Below are 22306 nucleotides of genomic sequence, written 5' to 3' on the forward strand. Positions count from 1 at the left end.
CGCACATACGAAGGAGGCCATTGCCGGTGGGGGTTTGTTGCATCCCATGCGCGGCAATGGCCTCCTCGTCAGATCTGCTGTCGTCCGTCACACGCGCGCGTGTGACGGCGTACGCGGATGACTGCTGTCGACCCTATCGGGGTCTCGCGTCGATCGCGGTACGGACTCAGATGCCGACCTTGATGCGCGCGAAGCGCTTCAGGGCGACACCGGCCTCGTCCAGGACCTTCTGGACGGACTTCTTCTGGTCGAGCGCGTACGGCTGGCCGAGGAGAGTCGCCTCCTTGAAGAAGGCGTTGACGCGACCCTCGACGATCTTCGGCAGGGCGGCCTCGGGCTTGCCCTCGGCGCGCGTGGTCTCCTCGGCGACGCGACGCTCGCTCTCGACGACCTCGGCCGGTACGTCCTCGCGGGAGAGGTACTTCGGCGCGAAGGCGGCGATGTGCTGGGCGACGCCCTTGGCGATCTCGGCGTCCGCCTTGTCCAGCTCGACCAGGACACCGATCTGCGGCGGCAGGTCCGGCATGGTGCGGTGCATGTAGGCGGTGACGTAGGCGCCGGAGAACTGGGCGAAGCGGTCCAGGACGATCTTCTCGCCCAGGTTGGCGTTGGCCTCGTCGACGTACGCCTGAACCGTCTTGCCGGGCTCGATCTCGGAGGCGAGCAGCGCCTCGATGTCGGCCGGGGAGGTGGCGGCGACGTGCGTGGCGAGCGCGTTCGCGACAGCCTGGAACTTCTCGCCCTTGGCGACGAAGTCTGTCTCGCACTTCAGCTCGACGAGGACACCGGAGGTGTTGTCCTCGGCGATCAGGGAGACGACGGCGCCGTTCTCGGCGGAGCGGCCCTCGCGCTTGGCGACGCCCTTCTGCCCCTTGATGCGCAGGGCCTCGACGGCCTTGTCGACGTTGCCGTCGGCCTCGTCGAGCGCTTTCTTGCAGTCCATCATGCCGGCGCCGGTGAGCTCGCGGAGCTTCTTGACGTCGGCGGCGGTGTAGTTCGCCATGATCTGTGAATCTCTTCTCGGAGTTCGAAGTCTCGAAGTCGGCGTCCGCGGCTGATCGGGCTGGCGTCCGCCGAAGATCTACGGGCTGTGGGTGAACGGCGGGCGGCGCGGTCCGCGCCGCCCGCCGTCAGTCAGCCGTGACGCCGGGTCAGGCCTGCTCGGTCTCGGCCGGCTTCTCGGCCTCGGCGGCGGGGGCCTCGGCCGGCTTCTCCGTCTCGGCCGACTTCTCGGCCTCGGCGGCGGGGGCCTCGGCGGCAGCAGCCGGGGCCTCGGCGGCAGGGGCCTCGGAGGTGGTCTCCTCGGCCTTCTTCTCGCCGCCCTCGAGCAGGTCGCGCTCCCACTCGGCGAGCGGCTCGCCCGCGGCCTTCTCGCCCTTCGCCTCGGCGGCGGCACCGGAGCGGGCGATGAGGCCCTCGGCGACGGCGTCGGCGATCACGCGGGTGAGCAGGGTGACGGAGCGGATCGCGTCGTCGTTGCCCGGGATCTTGTAGTCGACCTCGTCGGGGTCGCAGTTGGTGTCGAGGATGGCGACGACCGGGATGTTGAGCTTCCGGGCCTCGCCGACCGCGATGTGCTCCTTCTTGGTGTCCACGATCCAGACGGCGCTGGGCACCTTCTGCATCTCGCGGATACCGCCGAGGGTCTTCTCCAGCTTCGCCTTCTCGCGGGAGAGGACGAGCAGCTCCTTCTTGGTCAGACCGGAGGCCGCGACGTCCTCGAAGTCGATCTGCTCAAGCTCCTTCAGGCGCTGCAGGCGCTTGTAGACGGTCGAGAAGTTGGTGAGCATGCCGCCCAGCCAGCGCTGGTTGACGTAGGGCATGCCGACGCGGGTGGCCTGCTCGGCGATGGCCTCCTGCGCCTGCTTCTTCGTGCCGACGAACATGACCGTGCCGCCGTGGGCGACGGTCTCCTTGACGAACTCGTAGGCGCGGTCGATGTACGACAGCGACTGGAGCAGGTCGATGATGTAGATACCGTTGCGCTCGGTGAAGATGAAGCGCTTCATCTTCGGGTTCCAGCGACGGGTCTGGTGACCGAAGTGGACGCCGCTTTCCAGCAGCTCCCGCATCGTGACGACGGCCATGGCCGTTCTCCTTGAATTTTCTCGGTTGTGCCGCGCGTGCCGGACGGCACTCGCGCCTGACGCCCACGACGCGCCTGCCACTAGGGACCGAGGGGCGCTGACACCGGCCTGTGAGGGCTTGGTGTCGGGGCGTGCGAAGTCGACCCGGTGACCCGGATCGCCACCAGAAGTGTACGGGACACGCGAGGCACCGGGTGACGCCGCTGTCCACAACCGGCCGGTACTCCACAGATCCCGGCCATGATCCACTTCTCTCGCCGTACCGCGAGAGCGTTCTCGCATGCGAGCAGAACGATGCACACGATGCCTTCGTACGTGGCTGGCCTTGGTGTTGTGCCTGACAGCGACCGCCCTCGGAGCCGCCTTGCCTCCGGCCGCTGCACGCGACAGCGGCGTGGACGGACCGTCGCCGCCGAAAGCCGGGGTGGACGGAGCGTCGCCGCCGAAAGCCGACGGGGCGTTGCCGCCGAGAGCGGGCGGGGCGGTGCCGCCGAGAGTCGACGGGCCGGTGCCGGCTGTCGGGCGCGCCTGGCCGGTAGGGACACGGCCACGGGTGACCCGCGGCTGGGAGCCACCGGCGAGCGCGTACGGGCGGGGCCACCGCGGCGTGGACCTCGCCGCGCCCTCAGGCACTCCGGTCCGGGCCGTGGCTGCCGGCCGCGTCTCCTTCGCGGGCCGGGTCGCGGGCCGCGGAGTCGTCTCCGTGGAACTGGACGGCACCGGCGATCCCCCCTTGCGCACCACGTACGAACCGGTGCGCGCGACGGTGAGGAAGGGAGCGAAGGTCGCGGCGGGCGAGGTCGTCGGCGTCGTGGAACCGGCAGGCTCCCACTGCGCGACACGCTGCCTGCACTGGGGCCTGCGCAGGGCCGACGCCTATCTGGACCCGCTCTCCCTGCTGCCGCCCTGGCTGCTCCACCGCGGCCCCTCACGCCTGCTCCCGGTCATCGGCGTACCGGAGGGCCCTGCGGACCAGGGGCGCCCAGAAGGTGCCTGACGGCGCCTCGGCTTCGGCCACCCAGGACCAGTACCTAGCCCCGCACACCCCGCAGAGCCATCGCGACGGCGGCGTCGGTGATGACGTCGGGTTGCTCGGCAGCGCCCAGCTCGATCCGCCGGACCGCGGCGTCCACGATTCCCTGAAGAAGCATGGCGGCCATACGAGGCTGCTCATGCCCCATGTCACCCAGCGCCTCCACGATCATCGCGACGAGCCCGCCGTGCGCCGCGCGGATCTTCTCGCGCGCGCCCGCGTCGAGCTCGCTCGCGGAGATCGCGACCACGGCCCGGTGACGTCGGTCTCCGACCAGCTGGAGCTGCTGCCGGACGTACGCTTCGACCTTGCCCTCGGGCGTCGCGGCCAGCGCCATCGCCTTCTCGACCTCGGCCGCCCAGACCGGGAAGTCGACTTCGCAGAGCTCTTCGACCACGGCCGCCCGCGACCGGAAGTACTCATAGACGGAGGACCGCGCGAGTCCCGTGCGCTCGGCCAGCGCCGGGAAGGTCAGCGCCTCTGTCCCGCCCTCGGACAGCAGTGACCGCGCCGCGTCCAACAGGGCGGCTCGCTGCATCGATCGGTGCTCGGCCACGGAGGCCGCTCGAATCCTTGGCACGTCTCCACTTTACGGACGGACCGCGGGCGAAGGGAGTGACTCGGCACGTCGGCGTCAGAGAGGGCAGGGGAAGCCGGCCGACCCGGCCGGGACGGGGAAGGGACGATTCGGCGAGGGTCAGCGCCCGAAACTCGCGAGCTTCGCCCGCAACTGGAGCACCGACTTGGTGTGGATCTGGCTGACCCGGCTCTCGGTCACCCCGAGCACATTGCCGATCTCGGCGAGCGTGAGCCCCTCGTAGTAGTAGAGCGTGACCACGGTCTTCTCACGCTCGGGCAGCGTGTTGATCGCCCGTGCGAGAAAGCGCCGCAGCTCCCGGTCCTCGGCGACCTCCACGGGATTGTCGGCAGCCGTGTCCTCGAGCGTGTCCATCAGGCTCAGCCGATCGCCGCCCTCGCCCCCGACGTGCAGCAGCTCCTCCAGCGCCACCACGTTGGCCAGCGACAACTGGCTGAAGACCGAGTGGAGTTCGTCCACACCGATGCCCAGTTCGGCGGCCACCTCGCCCTCGGAGGGGCTGCGCCGCAGCCGCGCCTCCAGCGTCGCGTAGGCCCGCTCGACGTTGCGTGCCTTCTGCCGCACCGATCGCGGGATCCAGTCCAGCGCCCGCAGCTCGTCGATCATCGCGCCCCGGATCCGCGTGATCGCGTACGTCTCGAACTTGATCTCCCGCTCGATGTCGAACTTCTCGATCGCGTCGATCAGCCCGAACACCCCCGATGAGACGAAGTCCGCCTGCTCGACATTGGGAGGCAGCCCCACGCTCACGCGGCCCGCGACGTACTTCACCAGCGGCGAGTAGTGCAGGATCAGCTGCTCGCGCAAGCGCTCGTCGCCCGTGGCCTTGTACGACCTCCACAGCTCGTCGAGCGTCGAGGGCGCGGGTGGCCGCACGCCGCTTCGCGCAGTGGGGGGAGCAGCCGCCCGGTCAGACCCGGAGGTGTGCTGGGGCATTCGTCGTCTTGTGCCGTTCTGCCGTGAACTGGGGTGCCTGAGTGAGCTGTCGGTCTGTATCCAGTTGCTGTCTGAGTCGGAATCCCCGTGAGCGTAGCGTGACTGGGGAGTCGCAGTGAGCGAAGAGCAGGGGAACCACCGTGCGCAGATACGTTCCGCTGGGCGCCCCTCAGGGTCACGTCCGTTGCCGTGCGTGACCGTCGTGAGGCGCCAACTGCGGGAACTGCCAAGGCCATCGGGGTGTCGCCCGGACGGCCGAACACGCTCGGTCAGCATCGCCCCCGATCCGTGTGGACGGGGATCATCGCCTGGCGTGTCAACTTCCAGCCGTCGCCGTGTCGTTCGACGAACCCAAGTGAGCGGAGTTCGTACAGTCTCCCGACCGCGTCGTCCTGCGTCGTCCCCGCGCCTCTGGCGATCTCCTCGGCCGAGGCGGTCCCCCGCGCGGGCAGCGCCGCAAGGACGCGTCCGGCGCCCGGGTCGAGGAGGTCACGCGGGAGCACCGGCCCGCGCCGGTCCGGTGCCAGATCCCCCATGTCACCGACCAGCTCGGCGACCTCGTCGGCGTCGGTGACCAGCACCGCGTCTCCCCGGAGCAGTTCATGGACACCGGCCGAGAGCCCGCTGGTGGCGGGACCGGGCACCCCTATCGTGAACCGCCCCAGCCGCTGAGCCGCCCTGGCGGTCACCAGCGCTCCGCTGCGGTACGCCGCCTCGACGACCACCGTGCCCCGGGTCAGCGCCGCGATGACCCTGTTGCGGAGGATGAACCTGCTCGGCGTCGGATGATCACCGGGCGGCAGCTCCCCCACGACCAGACCCTGCTCGGCGATCCTGCTGATCAGCTGAGTGTGCCCACGCGGATAGGGCCGGTCGACCCCGCAGGCGAGCACGGCGACGGTGGCGCCCCCGGCCCCCAGCGCACCGCGATGCGCCGCGCCGTCGATCCCGTACGCGCCCCCGGACACCACAACCCACCCGCGCTCCGCGAGTCCCTCGCCGAATACGGCCGCCATATGGGCGCCGTACTCGGTGCAGGCCCTGGCTCCCACGACCGCGACGGACCGCAGCGCCCATATCCGCAGGCTGGGCCGCCCGCGCACCCAGAGCCCGAGGGGCCGCGCGTCTCCCAGATCGTCGAGCTGCGCCGGCCACTCGGAGTCCCCGGGACACACGAACCGCGTCCCCGCCTCCCGTGCCGCCACCAGGTCCCGCTCCGGCTCCGCCCGCTCGGCCCGGGCCCTCAGACCTGCCCACCGCTTGTCGGTCACCCCCGTCGGCTGCTCCCCGCCTCCGACGAGCCGCCGTACCGCTTCCCCCGCGCCGATCTCCCGTAGCCAGCGCCCGCAGGCCTCGTCCCCGGGTTCGATGACGCGTGCGAGGAAGACACGGTGAAGCCGCTCGTCGTCCCCGCTCATGACAACGCCCCGATCGCCATCGGCACCCCGCGCGGGACTCCGGTGCGCAGTTGCAGGGCGAGGGTGACGTCTGTCGCGTCGGGCCGGTCGTGTCCGACGAGGTCCGCGACGGTCCAGGCGACGCGCAGTACGCGGTCCAGGCCACGGGCCGTGAGGAGCCCCCGTTCCAGGCCCCGCTCGGCTTCCTCCATGGCGCCCGGCGCCGCGTACCACCGGCTGCGCAGCTCCCGCCCCGGCACTTCGCTGTTGGTCCGCCAGGGTGTACCCGTCAGGCGCGCGGCGGCCCGCTTCCTGGCCGCTCGGACGCGATCGGCGACCGTCGAGGTGGATTCGCCCCGCACACCGCGCTCGGTCAACTCAGCGCGCGTGACGCGGTCCACCTCGACCCTGAGGTCCACCCGGTCGAGCAGCGGGCCGGAGAGCCGGGCCTGGTAGCGGCGGACCATGGCGGGAGGGCAGTCGCACGAGTCGCCGGTCACCGAGAAGCGGCCGCACGGGCACGGATTGGCCGCGAGCACCATCAGGAACCTCGCCGGGAAGCGCACGACGCCCGCGCTGCGCGCGATCACTACGTGTCCGGACTCCAGGGGCTGGCGCAGCGCGTCCAGGGCCTGGCCGCTGAACTCCGGTGTCTCGTCGAGGAAGAGCACCCCTCGATGGGCCAGGGACACCGCCCCGGGACGTGCGACGCCCTGGCCGCCGCCGACCAGTGACTGCATCGTCGCCGAGTGGTGGGGTGCGCAGTAGGGCGGAACGTCGATCAGGGGCTTTCCCGGGGGCAGCAGGCCGGCGACCGAGTGGACCGCCGTGACCTCCAGCGACTCCTCCCTCGCGAGCCGCGGCAGGATGGCGGGCAGCCGCTCGGCGAGCATCGTCTTTCCCGCTCCCGGAGGGCCTTCGAGAAACAGATGGTGCCCACCGGCCGCGGCTACCTCCACCGCCGTCCGCGCGGAGAGCTGACCGACGACATCGGCCAGGTCATGGCCGTGGTCGTGCTGCGCCGCGCCCATGCTGTGCATACCGGTGGCGGCGCCGGTGCCCGGCATGCGCAGGCCCGCGAGGAGCGGGTCCGGCCGGCCCTGCTCGTCCGGATCCTCGTCGGGAACCGGCTCGTCCGTGAGGACGGCGATCAACTGCCGCAGGCTGCGGACGCCGAGTACCGACACACCGGGCACCAGGGAGGCCTCGGCGGCCGCGCACTCGGGCACCACCACCTGCTCGTACCCCGCGTCCGCCGCGGCGAGCACCGCCGGCAGCACGCCCCGTACGGGCCGGACCCGGCCGTCCAGGCCCAGCTCTCCGATCATCACGATGTCGGTGAGGACCCGTGGGTCGATCCGCTCGGAGGCTCCCAGCACGGCGCAGGCTACCGCCAGGTCGAATCCGCTGCCGCCCTTCGGTACCGACGCGGGGCTGAGCCCCACCGTGAGCTTCTTCTGGGGCCACTCGCCGCCGGAGTTGACGACGGCCGCCCTCACCCGGTCCTTGCTCTCCGTGAGGCTCTTGTCGGGCAGTCCCACCAGGGTGAACGCCGCGATCCCCGGTTCCAGGTCCGCCTGGACCTCGACGACAACGCCCTCGACTCCGACCAGGGCCACCGCGCATGTACGGGCGAATCCCATCAGGCCACACCCCGCACGTGTTCCACCACGGGTGCGCCGCGGTCGGGGAGGACGACGCCTACGAGGTCGATGCGGACGCCTCCGGGTGGCGCCCCTCCGTGTTCCTGCAGCCAGCGCTCGGCGAGGCCCCGCAGCCGCGCGGCCTTGAGCGGTGTGACGGCGGCCATCGGGTGTTCGAAGGCGCCCGCCCGGCGGGTCTTGACCTCGCAGACGACCAGCGCGTCCCCGTCCTGGGCCACGATGTCGATCTCACCGGTCCTGCCACAGCGCCAGTTGCGCTCCAGGACCTTCATCCCGGCCTCGGCCAGCCGCCGTGCGGCCAGGTTCTCGCCGTACTCACCGAGTGCGCTGCGTGCGTTGCTCGCGCCACGTGTGTTGCTGGCGCTACCTGTGTTGCTGGCACTGCTTGTGTCGCTAGAGCTGCCTGCGTTGCGTGCGTTCATGTCGGCACCACCTCCGGCGCCAACATTGAGGGCACATCCGCGCGCTATTGGATCTTGGTGGACAACCCGCCGGGTGTGGACAACTCAGTCACCCACACGAGCCTCCGTCCAGACCCCTCAGCTGCTCGGCAGCTCCAGATCGCTCTTGTTCAATTCCTCGATGTTCACGTCCTTGAACGTGAGTACCCGAACCTGCTTCACGAAGCGAGCGGGGCGGTACATGTCCCACACCCAGGCGTCCGCCATGGACACTTCGAAGAACACCTCGCCCTGGACCGAGTGGACCTGCATCTCGTAGTCGTTGGTGAGGTAGAAGCGCCGTTCGGTCTCGATCACATATTTGAACAGACCGACGACATCGCGGTACTCCCGGTAGAGCTTCAGCTCCATCTCGGTCTCGTACTTCTCGAGGTCCTCGGCGCTCATGGCATGTTCCCCTTCAGCCGTGCGTCCCCCTATTGTGCGCCAGCCCCGCGCGCCTCTAGACAATTTCAGTGTCGAGGATCTCGGGCCTGGCCGGGGGACCCTCGTCGAGCAGCCTGCGCAGCAGCCCGGCGAGTCTGGTCGGATACACCGTCTCATGTGCCTCGGTCAGTTCCTGACACGTCCACCAGCGTGCTCCGGCGACACTGCGCCGTTCCAGCTCCGTCAGTCCCAGGGCCTGGGTCGCCGTCTGAGTGGTACGGGCCAGGTAGTACCACTCGTCCTGGTCCCAGCGGCGTCCCGCGAACGGGAAGGAGCAGGTCCGCCGCCACAGCGCCGGGCCGAGCTCGACCTCGGTGATGCCGGTCTCCTCCACGAGTTCCCGCAATGCGGCCTCCTCGCGCGTCTCCTCACCCTCCACACCGCCGCCCGGCGTGAACCACCAGTTGTCGGACGGATCCTCGGGCTCGTGGCCGTGCAGCAGCAGGATGCGATCCTGCGGGTCGAGCAGCACCACCCGGGCGACCTTCCTCAGCTCACCGGGGGCCGCAGCGACCTTCCGCAGTTCGCCGGGGTCCGCGAGCCCCTCAAGCGGCTGCTCACCCCGCAAGAGCCTGCTCCCTCGTCCCTCCGGTACGGCTGCGTCGCTGAGCCGCCCGCTTGGCGACCGGCCCGTAGGCCGCCCCGCCGAGGACGAGCACGGCGCCCGCCACGATCGTGGCGAGGACCAGACGCAGGGGGCCCGGCTGGGAGATGCCGCCGAGCGTCTCGAAGCCGGTGGGGCGGTCCAGCATGCCGTCCATGGGCCACACCACCGCGTCGACCCGCGCGCTCACCGCGCCGACCGGTACCGAGCCGTTGCCGGCCTCCGTGAGGTGGGCGGTCGAGTCGAGGGAGCCGCTGCGCTCGTCACCGAGCAGGAAAAGCCGGCCCTTGGGGACGTCGATGGTGGGAATCTTGCTCGCCTCGGCCTCGGAGCCCTTGGGCAGATACGACTCTTCGATCTTCTTGCCGTTGACGGTCAGCTTGCCGTCCGTACAGCAGGAGACCGTGTCGCCGCCCACCGCGACGACGCGCTTGACCATGGGGAGATTGCCCCAGCTGGCCTGCTTGAAGACGACGACGTCGCCGCGCTTGATGTCACCGCTGTCGATCCGCTCGGCCAGAACCCGGTCGCCGGCCGCGATGGTGGGCGACATCGAGGCGGTCGGCACGGTGTACGGCTGGTAGACGACCGCGCCCCAGGCGAACCCGCCGAGGAAGAGCACACAGCCAAGGGCCACGGCCAGCCCCGACAGCTTGCTGCCGAGCCGTCCGTGGCCCTCGTCCGTACGACCTGTCCCGCTCATCAGTGCTCCCCCAACTCGGAGAATCGACCCCGGGGCCCTGGTTCCGGCCCCGGAAGATCGGCGATCTGGGACGGCACCCTACCCGGCGGTACCCCGCTCAGAAACCCTGGGGTTTCCGACGGTAATCCGCCGCCTGCGCCACAGCACCAAGGGCACCGCGCCCGCGAGACCGAGTACGCCCGGAGCCGCGGCGGCGCTGAGGCCCTGGTCGAAGGTGTCCGGCACCGGCAGCGTGGACCAGCGGGTGGGCGGCCAGGCGACCACGATGGCGCGGCCGACGACGTTGTCCACGGGGACGAAGCCCTTGTTGCTGTCCTGCTGGTGGTAGCGGGAGTCCAGCGAGTTCTGCCGGTGGTCACCCATGACCCAGATTTTGCCTTCGGGTACCTTCACCTTGAACTGGCCGCCCGTGTCGTCGACCGTGCACGGCGTGTTCCCCGGGTACACGTAGGGCTCTTTCAGCGCATGGCCGTTGACCTTCAGAGGGGCCGTGCCCTTGCACTCGACGGTGTCGCCGGCGACCGCCACGACCCGCTTGATGAGGTCCTTCTCCTCGGCGGACGGCATCAGGCCGATCCAGCTGAGGGCCTTCTGAATCGCGTTCGGGTTGGGTGTGGGCTCGCCCGCCAGCCAGTTGTCGGGATCGTGGAAGACGACGACCTCGCCGCGCTCGGGCTCCGAGCCGAACCACGGGGTCAGCTTGTCGACCAGTACACGGTCGCCCTGCTGGAGCGTGTTCTGCATCGAGTCCGAGGGAATCGAGAACGCCTGCACCAGGAAGGTCTTGATCAGCAGAGCGAGGAGGAGAGCAATGCCGATGAGCAGCGGGAGTTCCTTCCAGAAGGACCGCTGCTTCTTCGGCTGCGGGGCGTCCCCACCCCGCTCGTTCCTGTCGTCGCCGGCTCCGGAGTCACCCCCGGAACCCGAGGCGTCCTCTGCGGCTGGGGGAGCCATCTCCTCGGGTCGCTCCGGCTTGTCCTCGGGACCCTCCTGCCCGGACCGTGCGCCGACCGCCAAATCCCCCACATCCACTCCTCACTCCGTGCCGCCGCCTGCGCCAGATCCGACGCAGGCCCACCACTCCCATAACGAGCGGGAGTTCCGCAGGGCTCGGGAGCGGGATCAATCCGTATCGATCCGCATTGGCCACCCTATGCGACTCGCCGATGGCGGTGGTCGACCCGCCGGGCGCGTCGGGCACGGACGCATAGGTGTCCGGTTCCTCCAGACGACTCCAGTGACCGATGGGCCAGGCGATGACCATGGCCCGGCCGACGACCCCGTCCTCGGAGACCGTGCCGTTGAATCCCTCGGTGCGGTGGTAACGGGAGTCGGCGGAGTTGGCCCGGTGGTCCCCCATGACGAACAGGCGGCCGGCGGGCACCTTCACCTCGAACTTGATCGAAGAGGGTTTGTTGCCGGGGTGAATGTACGCCTCGTTGAGCGGCATGCCGTTGACGGTGACGCGGCCCTGGGCGTCGCAGCACTTGACGGTGTCACCGCCGACCGCGACGACCCGTTTGATCAGGTCCCGTTCGTTCTCGGAGGGCAGCAGGCCGATGAAGGTCAGCCCCTGCTTGACCTGCTTGACGACGATGGGGTCTTCCGTCTTCGCGATCGGCTGCTCGTCCTCGAGCCATCCACCGGGGTCCTTGAAGACGACCACGTCGCCGCGCGTGGGCTTCGAGCCGAACCACGGGGTCAGCTTGTCGACCAGGACGCGGTCTCCGATCCGGATCGTCTGCTCCATGGAGCCCGACGGGATCACGAAGGCCTGAACGAGGAACGTCTTCAGGACGAGGGCGATGAGCAGGGCGACACCTATGAGGAGCGGTATCTCCTTGATCGCCGAGCGCTGCCTGCGCCGCTTGACCTTGCGGGCGAGCTTGCGCCGTTCGGCCCGGCCCGGCCGGGCGGAACCGCCGGCGCGCCGGGCCCCTGTGGGCAGCAGGTTGTCGGTGGCGGTGCTGGGGACCCCGCGCGGTTTACCGCGTTTACCCATGCGCACCGTCCGCGGCGGGCACGCGCGCGTAGACGTCGACGTGGTCCAGACGAGTCCAGTGTCCCGGGGGCCAGGCGATCCCGTCGGCTCTGCCGATCACATCACCGACTGGGATCATGCCGCCGCCCGGCGCACCCAGGTGGTCCCGGGAATCGCTGGAGTCACCGCGATGGTCGCCGAGGACGAACAGGGTGTCGTCGGGCACGACGACGTCGAAGGGCACCTCGGACGGCTTGTCCCCCGGGTACAGAAACGTCGATTCGTCGACCGACCGGCCGTTCACCTCGATCCTCCCCTGCCTGTCGCAGCAGACCACACGGTCTCCCCCCACACCAACGACACGCTTGATGTAGTCCGCTTCCCCGAAATAGCCGGTGCCGTCGAACACGACGACGTCACCGCGCTTCGGGTCGGCACCAAAACGGTACGCCAACTTATTTACGAGAACGCGGTCCCCGATCCTCAATCCAGGCTCCATGGAACCACTGGGAATCTGGAACGGCTGCACCACAAACCGACTCAAAAGCAGCAGAAACAGGAGACAGGACAACGCGGCCAGACTGATTCGCCCGCCGGGCAGCCAGTCGGCGGCACGGGACACCAACGCGAAACGCGACCGTCCCTCCGCCTGTTCCGTGTCCGAGATCTCCTCGGGTTCGTCAGGGCGGGAGGAGCGGTCGCGCTCCGTCGACTGTGCTTCGGTGTCCATCGCGGCCAGATGCTATCCGGCCCTCATGTGCGGACCCCGGCGCGAGCTCACTTCTCGCGCTTCTCCTTGATCTTCGCGGCCTTGCCGCGCAGGTCGCGCAGGTAGTACAGCTTCGCGCGACGGACGTCACCGCGGGTGACGAGCTCGATCTTCTCGACGATCGGGGTGTGCACCGGGAAGGTGCGCTCGACGCCGACGGAGAACGAGACCTTGCGGACCGTGAAGGTCTCACGGACACCGGCGCCCTGGCGACGGATGACTACGCCCTTGAACTGCTGCACACGAGAGCGGTTGCCCTCGATGACGCGGACGTGGACGTTGACGGTGTCACCCGGGCGGAAGGCCGGGACGTCGCTGCGCAGCGACGCGGCGTCGACGGAGTCGAGCAGGTGAGACATGATCGTCTGCTTTCTTCGCTGATGCCACAGGTCATCAACGGAAGTCGGTGTTCCAAGAGGGATGCTGTCCTCGTCGGGGCGGGCGTCGTATCCCCCTGTGGCAGGGGCGCACGCTGGACGACGTACAACAGCGGTCTATTCTTCCACGCCCTCTGGCCTGCGCCAAAATCGGCCCTGCGGCTCCCCTTCCGGGTCCGGCGCCCAGCCCAGGATGGAGAGCATTTCACGGTCCTTCTTGTCGAAGGCTGCGGGGTCGCAGCGCTCGATGAGGTCCGGCCGGTTGGCCGTCGTGCGCCGCAGGGCCTCGTCCCGGCGCCAGCGGGCGATCTTCCCGTGGTGGCCGCTGAGCAGGACGTCCGGGATCTCACGGTCGCGCCACCGGGGCGGCTTCGTGTAGACGGGCCCCTCCAGGAGGTTGGCCATGGCACCCGGCGCGAAGGAGTCGTCCCTGTGCGACTGGGCGTTGCCGAGGACGCCGGGCAGCAGCCGGGCCACGGCCTCCGTGATCACGAGTACGGCCGCCTCGCCGCCGGCCAGTACATAGTCGCCGATGGACACCTCGTGGACGGGCATCCGGGTCGCGTACTCGTCGATGACGCGGCGGTCGATGCCTTCGTAACGGGCGGGCGTGAAGACCAGCCAGGGACGCTCGGAGAGCTCGACGGCGAGCTTCTGGGTGAAGGGGCGACCGCTGGGCGTCGGGACCACGAGAGCGGGCTCATGAGAGCCGGTCTCGTAGCCGTCCGCGAGTACCGAGTCCAGGGCGTCGCCCCAGGGCTCGGTCTTCATGACCATGCCGGGGCCGCCGCCGTAAGGGGTGTCGTCGACGGTGTTGTGCCGGTCGTACGCCCACGTCCGCAGATCATGCACGTGCACATTCAGCTGTCCACGCGCGCGTGCCTTGCCGACGAGGGAGACATTCAGCGGCTCCAGGTACTCGGGGAAGATCGTGACGACGTCGAGCCGCATTACGCCTCTTCCCCGGAGGGCTCCGCGGATTCCGTGGAGGACTCCGCGGAGGAGTCCCTGGAGGACGCGATTTCCGCGCGGTCGTCGATCAGACCCGGCGGCGGGTCCACGATCACCCGCTGTTCCTCCAGGTCGATCTCCACGACGATCTCCCCGACGAACGGGATCAGCACCTCGCCGCCGTCGGCCCGCTCCACCACGAAGAGGTCCTGCGAGGGCAGATGCGCGATGTCGGTGATCCGTCCGACCTCGGCACCGTCCTTCGTGACGACGTCCAGGTCCATCAGCTGGTGGTCGTAGTACTCGTCCGGGTCCTCGGGCGTCTCGTCCGGGTCGACGTCGGCGATCAGCAGGGTGTTGCGCAGCGCCTCGGCGGCGTTCCGGTCCCGTACACCCTCGAAACGCAGCAGCAGACGGCCGCTGTGCACCCGGCCCGTCTCGATGGTCAGCGGACCGGCCGAGGCGGGGTCCGTGGCCAGGACGGCGCCGGGCGCGAGCCGCAGCTCCGGCTCGTCGGTGCGTACCTCGACGGTGACCTCGCCCTTGATGCCGTGGGCGCGGCCGATCCGTGCGACTACCAGCTGCACTGTGCTCGATCTCCTGTCGTGTGCCTACGGCATTACCGCGTAGACGACTACGGGCCGGGGACGGCCCCAAGTGGCCGTCCCCGGCCCGAGCCGGTGTTGCGTTGTGTCAGCGCACCTGGTCCACGTCGACGAGGTCGACGCGGACGCCACGTCCGCCGATGGCGCCCACGACGGTGCGCAGGGCGCGCGCGGTGCGGCCGTTGCGACCGATCACCTTGCCGAGGTCGTCGGGGTGGACCCGGACCTCGAGGACGCGCCCGCGGCGCAGGTTGCGCGAGGCGACCTGCACATCGTCAGGGTTGTCGACGATGCCCTTCACGAGGTGCTCGAGAGCCTCCTCGAGCATGCTCAGGCCCCGGTCGACTCAGATGAAGAGGACTCGGCGGCGGCCTCGTCCTTCTTCTCAGCCTTCTTCTTCTGGGTGATGGCCTCACCCTTGCCCTCGTCGTCGCCGCCCAGGGCGTCGAACGACGGACGCGTGGCCTTCTCGGCCGGCTGCAGCAGCGGTGCCGGGGCGGGCTCGCCCTTGAACTTCTGCCAGTCGCCGGTCTTCTTGAGGATGGCGAGCACGGGCTCGGTCGGCTGCGCGCCGACACCCAGCCAGTACGCCACACGCTCGGCGTCGACCTCGATGCGCGAGGGGTTCTGCACCGGGTGGTACAGGCCGATCTCCTCGATGGCCCGGCCGTCACGGCGGGTACGGGAGTTGGCGACGACAATGCGGTAGTGAGGCGAACGGATCTTGCCCAGACGCTTCAGCTTGATCTTGACTGCCACGGGAGTGGTGTCTCCTGGTCTTGACGTGGTTGGGCACGGCGAGGTTGCCGCGTGGGGTTGCGGTACCCGAGTGCCCGATGGACGCGTCAGCCGGAGGAGAGAGGGGTCCTGTGCGGCTGTCGAGTACAGCCAGCCATTCTGCCACACCCGGCCGGGCGGCTGGACCAGGGGCCGCACCCTCACCTGGGCATGACGGCAACCGACGGCACCCGACGGTCGCCGCCCGCCGATTGCCGCCCGACGGTTGACCGCACCCTGGTCCGGCCACGAACGGCACAGTCCAGGGGACGAATGGCTCAGCCCGCGGCCGCCCCGACCACCTCCGGGATCCGGAACGGCTTCCCGCAGCCGCCGCAGACGATGGGGGCCTGGGCGAGGACCGACGGGACGACGCGGACGTTGCGCCCGCAGTCGCAGACCGCCTTGACGCGGACGCCTCCTCCGGAGGAGCCGTGCCGGGCGGCCGGACCCCGGAAGCTGCGGGCCGTGTCCGCGGCGGTCGCGGCGGAGTGCGCCTTGAGGGCGCGCTGCAGCCGCTCGATCGTCGGGCGGTAGCGCCGCTTCGCCTCGGGGCTGAGCGTGACCAGCGAGAAGCCGCTGCTGGGGTGCGGCTCCTCCGGGTGGTCCAGGCCCAGCTCCTCGGCGATCGCGAGGAATCTGCGGTTGTGGTACCGGCCCGCACGCGAGGTGTCGCGGACTCCTCGGGCGGCGGCGATGCCATGGACTGCTTCGTGAAGCAGTCGCTCGAAGGAGAGCTCGTGTCCGCAGGCGGACGACGACTCCCCGATCAGGGACTCGGGCGCGGCAAGATCCGGCAGCTCGGGGTGGTGCCGCTGAATGTCGGCCCACGCCCCTGCCAGCTCTGCGGCGAGAACAGGTGGTGTCGTGCTCACGTCGTGACAACGAGCCTGGGTGCCTCTGTGTTCCTATTCCGGGGCATCCCAAATAATTTGCACGTACCCGTCAGTTGCCGCTGATGCGTCCTGACGAGGGCGGGTGCGCTGATCTGCGGAGAAGCCTCACAGCTCATACCAAGGTGGTGCGTAGCCGCACGTACGACCCGGCGCGTAGACGATGTCCGCGCGCCGGGGGACCTGTGGTCGCCAGTTGCGCAAGAGGCGTTCAAGCCGCTCTCTGCCTACTTCAGTAAGCGCGCGCGACCACCGCGACGTTACCGGGTGCGTCCTCGGAGTCCGGGACCGACCCGTCCGGAGAGACCAGACACCGTACGGTCACCGCATGCTCGGCGAGCTTGGCCTCGCCCTCTTCGCCGAGGTCGGACCAGGGGATGCGCGCCCAGCCGCCGGCGGCGGCCGCCTCGAGGGCCTCTTCGGTCGTCGACACCTCCGCCGTACGGGACTCGCGGCGCTCGCGCGACTGCCTGAGGAGCAGCGCCTGGTCCTCTTCGAGGACCGTGGGCAGCAGGGTGGCGAGCGCGTCGAGCGCCACCGGCTCCTTGCCGCCGGGGATGCGGCGGGCCAGCATCGCGGTGCCGCTGTCCAGGTCACGGGGCCCGATCTCGATGCGTACGGGTACGCCCTTGAGCTCCCAGTCCACGGCGCGGCGGCCGAAGGGCGTGTCCGTGCGGTCGTCGACGTGGACGCGTACGCCCGCCGCCTTCAGCCGATCGCCGATGTCGTGGACCTTGGCCAGAACCGCGTCGTCGCCCTTGATCGCGAGGACGACGGCCTGGACGGGTGCGAGGCGGGGCGGGACCCGGAGGCCGTTGTCGTCGCCGTGCATCATCACCAGGGCACCGATCATGCGGGTGGTCGAGCCCCACGAGGTCTGCCAGACCAGTTCCTGCTTGCCTTCCTTCGACAGGTACTGGGTGTTGAAGGCCTTGGCGAAGTTCTGGCCGAGTTCGTGACTGGTGCCCATCTGGAGGGCCTTGCCGTCGCCCATCATGGCTTCGAGGGTGAGCGTGTTGATGGCGCCCGCGAAGCGCTCCTTGACGGTCTTGCGGCCGAGAACCACGTCCATCGCGAGGGTGTTCTCCATGAAGTCCGCGTAGACATGGCGCTGGATGCGGGCCGCGAAGTCGCGCGCCTCCTCGTATGTGGCGTGCGCCGTGTGCCCCTCCTGCCAGAGGAACTCGGTGGTCCGCAGGAACAGACGCGGCCGCAGCTCCCAACGCACCACGTTCGCCCACTGGTTGATCAGCAACGGCAGGTCGCGGTAGCTCTGCACCCACTTCGAGAAGTAGTCGTTGATGATCATCTCGGAGGTGGGGCGCACGACGGCGGGTTCCTCGAGCTCCTTGCCGCCGCCGTGCGTGACCACGGCCAGCTCGGGCGCGAAGCCCTCCACGTGGTCGGCCTCCCTGGCGAGGTACGACTGCGGGATCAGGAGCGGGAAGTACGCGTTCTGGGTGCCCGTCTCCTTGATGCGGGCGTCCATGTCCTGCTGCATCCGCTCCCACAGGCCGTAGCCGTACGGTCGGATCACCATGGTGCCGCGCACCGGCCCGTTGTCGGCCAGTTCGGCCTTGGCGATCAGCTCCTGGTACCAGCGCGGGAAATCGTCCGCCCGGGGCGTGAGAACGGGTGTCTTTGCCATGGCGCGCATGGTACGGCGGCGGCCCTCGGAGCCGTGCATGCATTTTTCCGTGAGCGTGGATCAGAGGGCGCGTGGGGGCGCGCACGGGTGGCACGCAAGCAGAAGCCCGCAACCTCTGGACGCCACGACGGGCGCGGAGTTTCCTGGCATACGGGGGGAGTGCGAGCGCACTGCACGGGGGCACAGGAAACGGGGCACAGCAGCAACTCTCGGTTGATTGGGGCGCTTTAGATGACACCTACGCTCGTGCGGCAACACCTACCTCACGCAGGACCGAGGCCCCAGGTGGACCCGTGTGCACGCGCGCGTGACTGGGCCGAGATCCAGGAGCGGATGCTCGTCCCGCTCTACGAGGCCGTATACGAGCGACTCGATGTGGGCGCTTCGACCCGGCTGCTCGGCCTCGGCTGCGGTTCCGGGCTCGCCCTTCTGATGGCGGCGTCGCGGGGCGCGGCGGTCACCGGCGTCGACTCGTGCTCGCCCGAACGGCTGGCCCTCGCGCGGGAGCGTCTGCTGCCCGAAGCGTGGGGCACGCGCGCGCGTGCCGGCACCCGGCTGGTCGAGGGCAACCCACGGGACGCGACCGACGCCCGGACACCCGCGTACAACCTGGTGACCGCCTTCGAACCGATCGGCTGCATGGCGGGGGACTCCGAAGGGCTGGGCGAGCTCCTGTCGGAGGCGACACCGCTCGCCACTCGCGGGACCCCTGTGGTGCTCGCCGGCTGGGGGCCGCCGGAGCGTTGCGCGACCTCGTCCGTGCTGCGGGTCGCCACCAAGCTGGCGGATCCCCTGCGCAGTACGGGCAGTTGGCGCCCCGCCCTGCGGGACGACCTGGAGGAGGTGGCCCAGCGCGCCGGCCTGAGGCCCGACGGTTCGGGGCGGGTGGCCTGCCCCTTCGGATACGCGGACCTGGACAACGCGGTACGCGGTCTGCTGTCCACCGGACTCTTCGACGCGGCCGTCCGCGCGACCGACCAGGCCCAGGTCGACAAGGAGCTGACCGAGGCGCTGCATCCGCATCAGCGGCCGGACGGCACGGTGTGGATGCCGAACGTCTTCCGCTATCTGATCGCGCGTACCCCCTAGACCCGGCGCAACGGCACGACCCGGTACGCCGCTGGGGACGCCCTCACGGAGAAGGGCGCCCCCAGCAGCGTACGAGAAGAGGCGTACGAGAAACCCGTCAGCCCAAGTGACCTGTCGGCGCGTGACCCGTCAGCCCAGGTGACCTGTCAGCCCATGAACTTCTTGAACTCGTCGGGGAGCTCGAAGTCCTGCGGCTGCTGGCCGCCCGGCAGGCCGAAGGCGCCGCCGGCCTGGCCCGCGGCCTCGCGGCGGGCGGCGGCCTCCTGCTCCTGCTGCTTGCGCTTCATCGGGTTGCCGGAACGCTGCTTGCCCTTGGCCTTCTTGGGCTGCTTCTTCTGCCGGCCGGGACCGCCACCCATGCCCGGCACTCCGGGCATCCCCGGCATGCCGCCGCCCTGGGCCATGCGGGACATCATCTTGCGGGCCTCGAAGAACCGCTCGACGAGGTTCTTGACGGCGCTGACGTCGACGCCCGAACCGCGGGCGATACGCGCGCGCCGCGAACCGTTGATGATCGTCGGTTCCTGACGCTCGCCCGGGGTCATCGACTTGATGATCGCGGCCGTGCGGTCGACGTCACGCTCGTCGAGGTTGTTGATCTGGTCCTTGATCTGACCCATGCCGGGGAGCATGCCGAGCAGCTTGGAGATGGAGCCCATCTTCCTGACCTGCTCCATCTGGGCCAGGAAGTCGTCGAGCGTGAAGTCCTTGCCCTTGCTGGAGGCCAGCTTGGAGGCCATCTTCTCGGCCTCTTGCTGCGAGAAGGTCTGCTCGGCCTTCTCGATCAGCGTGAGCATGTCGCCCATGCCGAGGATGCGGGACGCCATGCGGTCCGGGTGGAACGCGTCGAAGTCGTCCAGCTTTTCGCCGTTCGAGGCGAACATGATCTGGCGGCCGGTGACATGCGCGATGGACAGCGCCGCACCGCCTCGGGCGTCGCCGTCGAGCTTCGACAGGACCACGCCGTCGAAACCGACGCCGTCACGGAAGGCCTCCGCGGTGTTCACCGCGTCCTGACCGATCATCGCGTCGACGACGAAGAGGACCTCGTCGGGCGAGACCGCGTCACGGATGTCCGCGGCCTGCTGCATCATCTCGGTGTCGATACCGAGGCGGCCGGCGGTGTCGACGATGACGACGTCGTGCTGCTTCTGCCGCGCGTGCTCGATGGAGTCCTTGGCGACCTGGATCGGGTCACCGACGCCGTTGCCCGGCTGGGGCGCGTAGATGCCGACGCCCGCGCGCTCGGCGACAACGCTCAGCTGGTTCACCGCGTTCGGGCGCTGGAGGTCACAGGCGACCAGCAGCGGCGTGTGGCCCTGGCCCTGAAGCCACTTGCCGAGCTTTCCGGCGAGGGTCGTCTTACCGGCACCCTGCAGACCCGCGAGCATGATCACGGTCGGCGGCTGCTTGGCGAAGCGCAGGCGCCGGGTCTCGCCGCCGAGGATGCCGACGAGTTCCTCGTTGACGATCTTGATGACCTGCTGGGCCGGGTTGAGCGCCTGCGACACCTCGGCGCCGAGCGCCCGCTCCTTGATCTGCTTGATGAAGGCCCGCACAACGGGCAGCGCGACATCCGCCTCCAGCAGGGCGATGCGGATTTCACGCGCCGTGGCGTCGATGTCCGCCTCGCTGAGGCGCCCCTTGCCGCGGAGATTCTTGAATGTCGCTGCGAGGCGATCGGAAAGAGTGTCGAACACGGCGGTCGCGAATCCTCAAGTAGGGAGCAGGCGGACGGGGTCGCCTCCCAGGGTATCCGCCCGCGCGGGTTCTTAAAGTGCTCGGTTCGCCTCCGGGAAGCAGGAGCCGGTGTCGAGAGGGCGACCGTACTCCCCTCTCGCCACACACGCGCCCCTCACCCCCGCAGCGTCTCCTCCAGGGCGCGGGCCACCGAAGCCGCCTCCTCGCCCGGCAGCGGCGCCCCTTCGGGCCCCGTCACATAGAAGGCGTCCACCGCGTTCGCGCCCAGCGTGGAGACATGCGCGCTCCGCACCAGTACGTTCGCCTTCTCCAGCGCCCGCCCTATGCGGTGCAGGAGGCCGGGGGCGTCATGGGCGCGCACCTCGATGACCGTGGCGAGCCGGGATCCGGCGGAGGCCACGGTCACCCGCGGCGGCGGCGCCACGATGCCCCGCCTCCTGGGATACGCGGCGTCCCGCTCGGCGAGTCGTCCGGCGATGTCGAGCGAGCCGTCGAGGGCGCGCACGAGGTCCGCGCGGAGCCGGGCGGCCTGCGGCAGCGACCCGTACTCGGCGGCGACGCGCCAGTCGAGGAGCAGCACGGAGCCCTCGGAGCGCTCGGAGCCCTCGGAGCCGTGGACGGGGTCGGGCAGATCCAGCGCCCGCAGCTCCGCCGTGCGCACGGTGAGCCGGTGCATGGCGAGCACACCGGCCACCGCGGGAAGCACCCCCGGCTGGTCGGGCACGGCGATGAGCAGTTCCACCCCGAGGGGCTCCGGTTCGCCCGAGGGCTCCTCGGTCGGAGGCTCGGTCTGGGCCCGCAGCGCGAGGACGGGGCCGCCTGTGCGGAACGCCTCGATCGCGAGCCGTTCCTGCTCGGCGGTGGGCGCCGCGGCCTCCGGCTCCTCGGGGGTCTCCCCGGCGAGCACGGCCGCGACCCGCTTCACCAGGTCGGCCACGAGTGACGCGCGCCACGAGGACCAGGCGGCGGGCCCGGTGGCCAGCGCGTCCGCCTCGGTGAGCGCGTGCAGCAGCTCCAGCGTGCCCTGCGAGCCGACCGCGTCGGCGACCGAGCGCACGGTCGCCGGGTCCTCCAGGTCGCGCCGGGTCGCCGTCTCGACGAGCAGCAGATGATGGCGGACGAGGGTGGCGAGCGTCGCGACGTCCACGCGGTCGAAGCCGATGCGGGCGGCGACGTCCTTCGCGATGATCTCGCCGGCGACGGAGTGGTCCCCGGGCCAGCCCTTGCCGATGTCGTGCAGCAGCGCGGCAACCAGGAGGAGGTCGGGGCGGCTCACGCGCCGGGTCATTTCGGAGGCTCGTACCGCCGTCTCGATCAGGTGCCGGTCGACGGTCCAGATGTGTACGGCGTTGCGCTGCGGGCGGCAGCGTACGCGCTCCCAGTCGGGCAGCAGCTGAGTGATCAGCCCCTCCGCCTCCAGGGCCTCCCAGACGTCGACGGTCGGACGGCCGGAGCCGAGCAGGGTGACGAGTTGTTCACGGGCCTCGGCGGGCCAGGGCGTGGGCAGCGGGCGGGCCGCGGCGGCCATACGGCGGACCGCGTGCAGCGACAGCGGCAGGCCGGACTCGGCGGCCGCGGCGGCGGCGCGCAGCGGCAGTACGGGGTC

Annotated in this window: 24 protein-coding genes; 2 read left to right on the plus strand and 22 right to left on the minus strand. The window is 70.0% G+C overall.

The annotated features are described in order from the left end of the window. Positions 1–166: 166 nt before the first annotated feature. Both tsf and rpsB read right to left on the minus strand, forming a co-directional pair. The gene (tsf, locus tag FE633_RS35125) at positions 167–1003 is read right to left on the minus strand and encodes a translation elongation factor Ts (RefSeq protein WP_138049224.1); all 837 of its coding nucleotides are present in this window, start codon (positions 1001–1003) and stop codon (positions 167–169) included. 148 nt (positions 1004–1151) lie between these two features. Then, positions 1152–2087 (minus strand): 30S ribosomal protein S2, encoded by a 936-nt coding sequence (gene rpsB, locus FE633_RS35130; protein WP_138049225.1) that lies wholly within the window; start codon positions 2085–2087, stop codon positions 1152–1154. A 280-nt stretch (positions 2088–2367) separates the two neighbouring features. On the opposite strand from rpsB, the gene FE633_RS35135 reads away from it, so the two are divergent. Continuing rightward, on the plus strand, positions 2368–3084 hold the full coding sequence (locus tag FE633_RS35135; RefSeq protein ID WP_246113976.1) for a M23 family metallopeptidase: 717 nt from the start codon (positions 2368–2370) through the stop codon (positions 3082–3084). A 34-nt stretch (positions 3085–3118) separates the two neighbouring features. On the opposite strand, the gene FE633_RS35140 is transcribed toward FE633_RS35135, so the two are convergent. The 18 genes from FE633_RS35140 to proS form a co-directional block, all read right to left on the minus strand. Further along, positions 3119–3676 (minus strand): TetR/AcrR family transcriptional regulator, encoded by a 558-nt coding sequence (locus FE633_RS35140; protein WP_138049245.1) that lies wholly within the window; start codon positions 3674–3676, stop codon positions 3119–3121. A 141-nt stretch (positions 3677–3817) separates the two neighbouring features. Then, positions 3818–4654 carry an RNA polymerase sigma factor WhiG gene (whiG, locus tag FE633_RS35145; RefSeq protein ID WP_138049227.1) on the minus strand — a complete coding sequence of 279 codons (837 nt, stop codon included), beginning with the start codon at positions 4652–4654 and terminating at the stop codon, positions 3818–3820. A 269-nt stretch (positions 4655–4923) separates the two neighbouring features. Further along, positions 4924–6072, minus strand: coding sequence for a DNA-processing protein DprA (dprA, locus tag FE633_RS35150; RefSeq protein WP_138049228.1), 1149 nt, complete (start codon positions 6070–6072; stop codon positions 4924–4926). Continuing rightward, a complete protein-coding gene (locus FE633_RS35155) occupies positions 6069–7694 on the minus strand; it encodes a YifB family Mg chelatase-like AAA ATPase (protein ID WP_138049229.1) in 1626 nt (541 codons plus the stop codon). The genes dprA and FE633_RS35155 overlap by 4 nt, the downstream gene beginning before the upstream one ends. Continuing rightward, on the minus strand, positions 7694–8137 hold the full coding sequence (locus FE633_RS35160) for a YraN family protein (RefSeq protein WP_138049230.1): 444 nt from the start codon (positions 8135–8137) through the stop codon (positions 7694–7696). The genes FE633_RS35155 and FE633_RS35160 overlap by 1 nt, the downstream gene beginning before the upstream one ends. A gap of 117 nt (positions 8138–8254) precedes the next feature. After that, positions 8255–8563 (minus strand): DUF2469 domain-containing protein, encoded by a 309-nt coding sequence (locus FE633_RS35165; RefSeq protein ID WP_055510545.1) that lies wholly within the window; start codon positions 8561–8563, stop codon positions 8255–8257. Between the two features lie 55 nt (positions 8564–8618). After that, the gene (locus tag FE633_RS35170; RefSeq protein WP_138049246.1) at positions 8619–9125 is read right to left on the minus strand and encodes an NUDIX hydrolase; all 507 of its coding nucleotides are present in this window, start codon (positions 9123–9125) and stop codon (positions 8619–8621) included. Positions 9126–9159: 34 nt separating this feature from the next. Then, entirely contained in the window at positions 9160–9909 is a 750-nt protein-coding gene (lepB, locus tag FE633_RS35175; RefSeq protein WP_138049231.1) for a signal peptidase I, read from the minus strand. Positions 9910–9987: 78 nt separating this feature from the next. Then, positions 9988–10935, minus strand: coding sequence for a signal peptidase I (lepB, locus tag FE633_RS35180; RefSeq protein ID WP_138049232.1), 948 nt, complete (start codon positions 10933–10935; stop codon positions 9988–9990). Next, positions 10820–11911, minus strand: a complete 1092-nt coding sequence (gene lepB, locus FE633_RS35185) for a signal peptidase I (RefSeq protein ID WP_138049233.1) — start codon at positions 11909–11911, stop codon at positions 10820–10822. Before lepB (FE633_RS35185) ends, lepB (FE633_RS35180) begins: the two co-directional genes overlap by 116 nt. Continuing rightward, positions 11904–12620: a signal peptidase I gene (gene lepB / locus FE633_RS35190; protein ID WP_138049234.1), complete on the minus strand. Its 717-nt coding sequence runs from the start codon at positions 12618–12620 to the stop codon at positions 11904–11906. The genes lepB (FE633_RS35185) and lepB (FE633_RS35190) overlap by 8 nt, the downstream gene beginning before the upstream one ends. Before the next feature lie 47 nt (positions 12621–12667). Continuing rightward, positions 12668–13018, minus strand: coding sequence for a 50S ribosomal protein L19 (rplS, locus tag FE633_RS35195; protein WP_119102545.1), 351 nt, complete (start codon positions 13016–13018; stop codon positions 12668–12670). Positions 13019–13153: 135 nt separating this feature from the next. After that, positions 13154–13987 carry a tRNA (guanosine(37)-N1)-methyltransferase TrmD gene (gene trmD / locus FE633_RS35200; RefSeq protein ID WP_138049235.1) on the minus strand — a complete coding sequence of 278 codons (834 nt, stop codon included), beginning with the start codon at positions 13985–13987 and terminating at the stop codon, positions 13154–13156. Then, positions 13987–14574: a ribosome maturation factor RimM gene (gene rimM, locus FE633_RS35205; protein ID WP_138049236.1), complete on the minus strand. Its 588-nt coding sequence runs from the start codon at positions 14572–14574 to the stop codon at positions 13987–13989. Before rimM ends, trmD begins: the two co-directional genes overlap by 1 nt. A 106-nt stretch (positions 14575–14680) precedes the next feature. Next, a complete protein-coding gene (locus FE633_RS35210) occupies positions 14681–14920 on the minus strand; it encodes an RNA-binding protein (RefSeq protein WP_014176063.1) in 240 nt (79 codons plus the stop codon). A gap of 2 nt (positions 14921–14922) precedes the next feature. Next, on the minus strand, positions 14923–15351 hold the full coding sequence (gene rpsP, locus FE633_RS35215; protein ID WP_138049237.1) for a 30S ribosomal protein S16: 429 nt from the start codon (positions 15349–15351) through the stop codon (positions 14923–14925). Between the two features lie 296 nt (positions 15352–15647). After that, the gene (locus FE633_RS35220) at positions 15648–16244 is read right to left on the minus strand and encodes a hypothetical protein (RefSeq protein WP_119104649.1); all 597 of its coding nucleotides are present in this window, start codon (positions 16242–16244) and stop codon (positions 15648–15650) included. 250 nt (positions 16245–16494) lie between these two features. Next, positions 16495–17910 (minus strand): proline--tRNA ligase, encoded by a 1416-nt coding sequence (proS, locus tag FE633_RS35225; protein WP_138049238.1) that lies wholly within the window; start codon positions 17908–17910, stop codon positions 16495–16497. 231 nt (positions 17911–18141) lie between these two features. Between proS and FE633_RS35230 the strand changes: the two genes are divergently transcribed. Continuing rightward, positions 18142–18999 (plus strand): SAM-dependent methyltransferase, encoded by an 858-nt coding sequence (locus FE633_RS35230; RefSeq protein ID WP_138049239.1) that lies wholly within the window; start codon positions 18142–18144, stop codon positions 18997–18999. Positions 19000–19145: 146 nt separating this feature from the next. On the opposite strand, the gene ffh is transcribed toward FE633_RS35230, so the two are convergent. Together ffh and FE633_RS35240 are read right to left on the minus strand one after the other, a co-directional pair. Next, positions 19146–20699, minus strand: coding sequence for a signal recognition particle protein (gene ffh / locus FE633_RS35235; protein ID WP_138049240.1), 1554 nt, complete (start codon positions 20697–20699; stop codon positions 19146–19148). 155 nt (positions 20700–20854) lie between these two features. Continuing rightward, a partial coding sequence (locus tag FE633_RS35240) for an ACT domain-containing protein (RefSeq protein WP_138049241.1) occupies positions 20855–22306 on the minus strand: 1452 nt, incomplete at its 5' end.

Source organism: Streptomyces montanus (genome assembly GCF_005786655.1).
Classification (GTDB): domain Bacteria; phylum Actinomycetota; class Actinomycetes; order Streptomycetales; family Streptomycetaceae; genus Streptomyces; species Streptomyces sporangiiformans.

Bases quoted from the DNA above. Each gene is read 5' to 3' on its own strand.
- trmD (WP_138049235.1), bottom strand. From the start codon at position 13,987: ATGCGGCTCGACGTCGTCACGATCTTCCCCGAGTACCTGGAGCCGCTG.
- rpsB (WP_138049225.1), bottom strand. From the start codon at position 2,087: ATGGCCGTCGTCACGATGCGGGAGCTGCTGGAAAGCGGCGTCCACTTC.
- lepB (WP_138049233.1), bottom strand. From the start codon at position 11,911: ATGGGTAAACGCGGTAAACCGCGCGGGGTCCCCAGCACCGCCACCGAC.
- FE633_RS35230 (WP_138049239.1), top strand. From the start codon at position 18,142: ATGACACCTACGCTCGTGCGGCAACACCTACCTCACGCAGGACCGAGG.
- rplS (WP_119102545.1), bottom strand. From the start codon at position 13,018: ATGTCTCACCTGCTCGACTCCGTCGACGCCGCGTCGCTGCGCAGCGAC.
- tsf (WP_138049224.1), bottom strand. From the start codon at position 1,003: ATGGCGAACTACACCGCCGCCGACGTCAAGAAGCTCCGCGAGCTCACC.
- FE633_RS35160 (WP_138049230.1), bottom strand. From the start codon at position 8,137: ATGAACGCACGCAACGCAGGCAGCTCTAGCGACACAAGCAGTGCCAGC.
- lepB (WP_138049231.1), bottom strand. From the start codon at position 9,909: ATGAGCGGGACAGGTCGTACGGACGAGGGCCACGGACGGCTCGGCAGC.
- FE633_RS35135 (WP_246113976.1), top strand. From the start codon at position 2,368: ATGCGAGCAGAACGATGCACACGATGCCTTCGTACGTGGCTGGCCTTG.
- FE633_RS35165 (WP_055510545.1), bottom strand. From the start codon at position 8,563: ATGAGCGCCGAGGACCTCGAGAAGTACGAGACCGAGATGGAGCTGAAG.
- lepB (WP_138049234.1), bottom strand. From the start codon at position 12,620: ATGGACACCGAAGCACAGTCGACGGAGCGCGACCGCTCCTCCCGCCCT.
- FE633_RS35210 (WP_014176063.1), bottom strand. From the start codon at position 14,920: ATGCTCGAGGAGGCTCTCGAGCACCTCGTGAAGGGCATCGTCGACAAC.
- dprA (WP_138049228.1), bottom strand. From the start codon at position 6,072: ATGAGCGGGGACGACGAGCGGCTTCACCGTGTCTTCCTCGCACGCGTC.
- whiG (WP_138049227.1), bottom strand. From the start codon at position 4,654: ATGCCCCAGCACACCTCCGGGTCTGACCGGGCGGCTGCTCCCCCCACT.
- FE633_RS35155 (WP_138049229.1), bottom strand. From the start codon at position 7,694: ATGGGATTCGCCCGTACATGCGCGGTGGCCCTGGTCGGAGTCGAGGGC.
- proS (WP_138049238.1), bottom strand. From the start codon at position 17,910: ATGGCAAAGACACCCGTTCTCACGCCCCGGGCGGACGATTTCCCGCGC.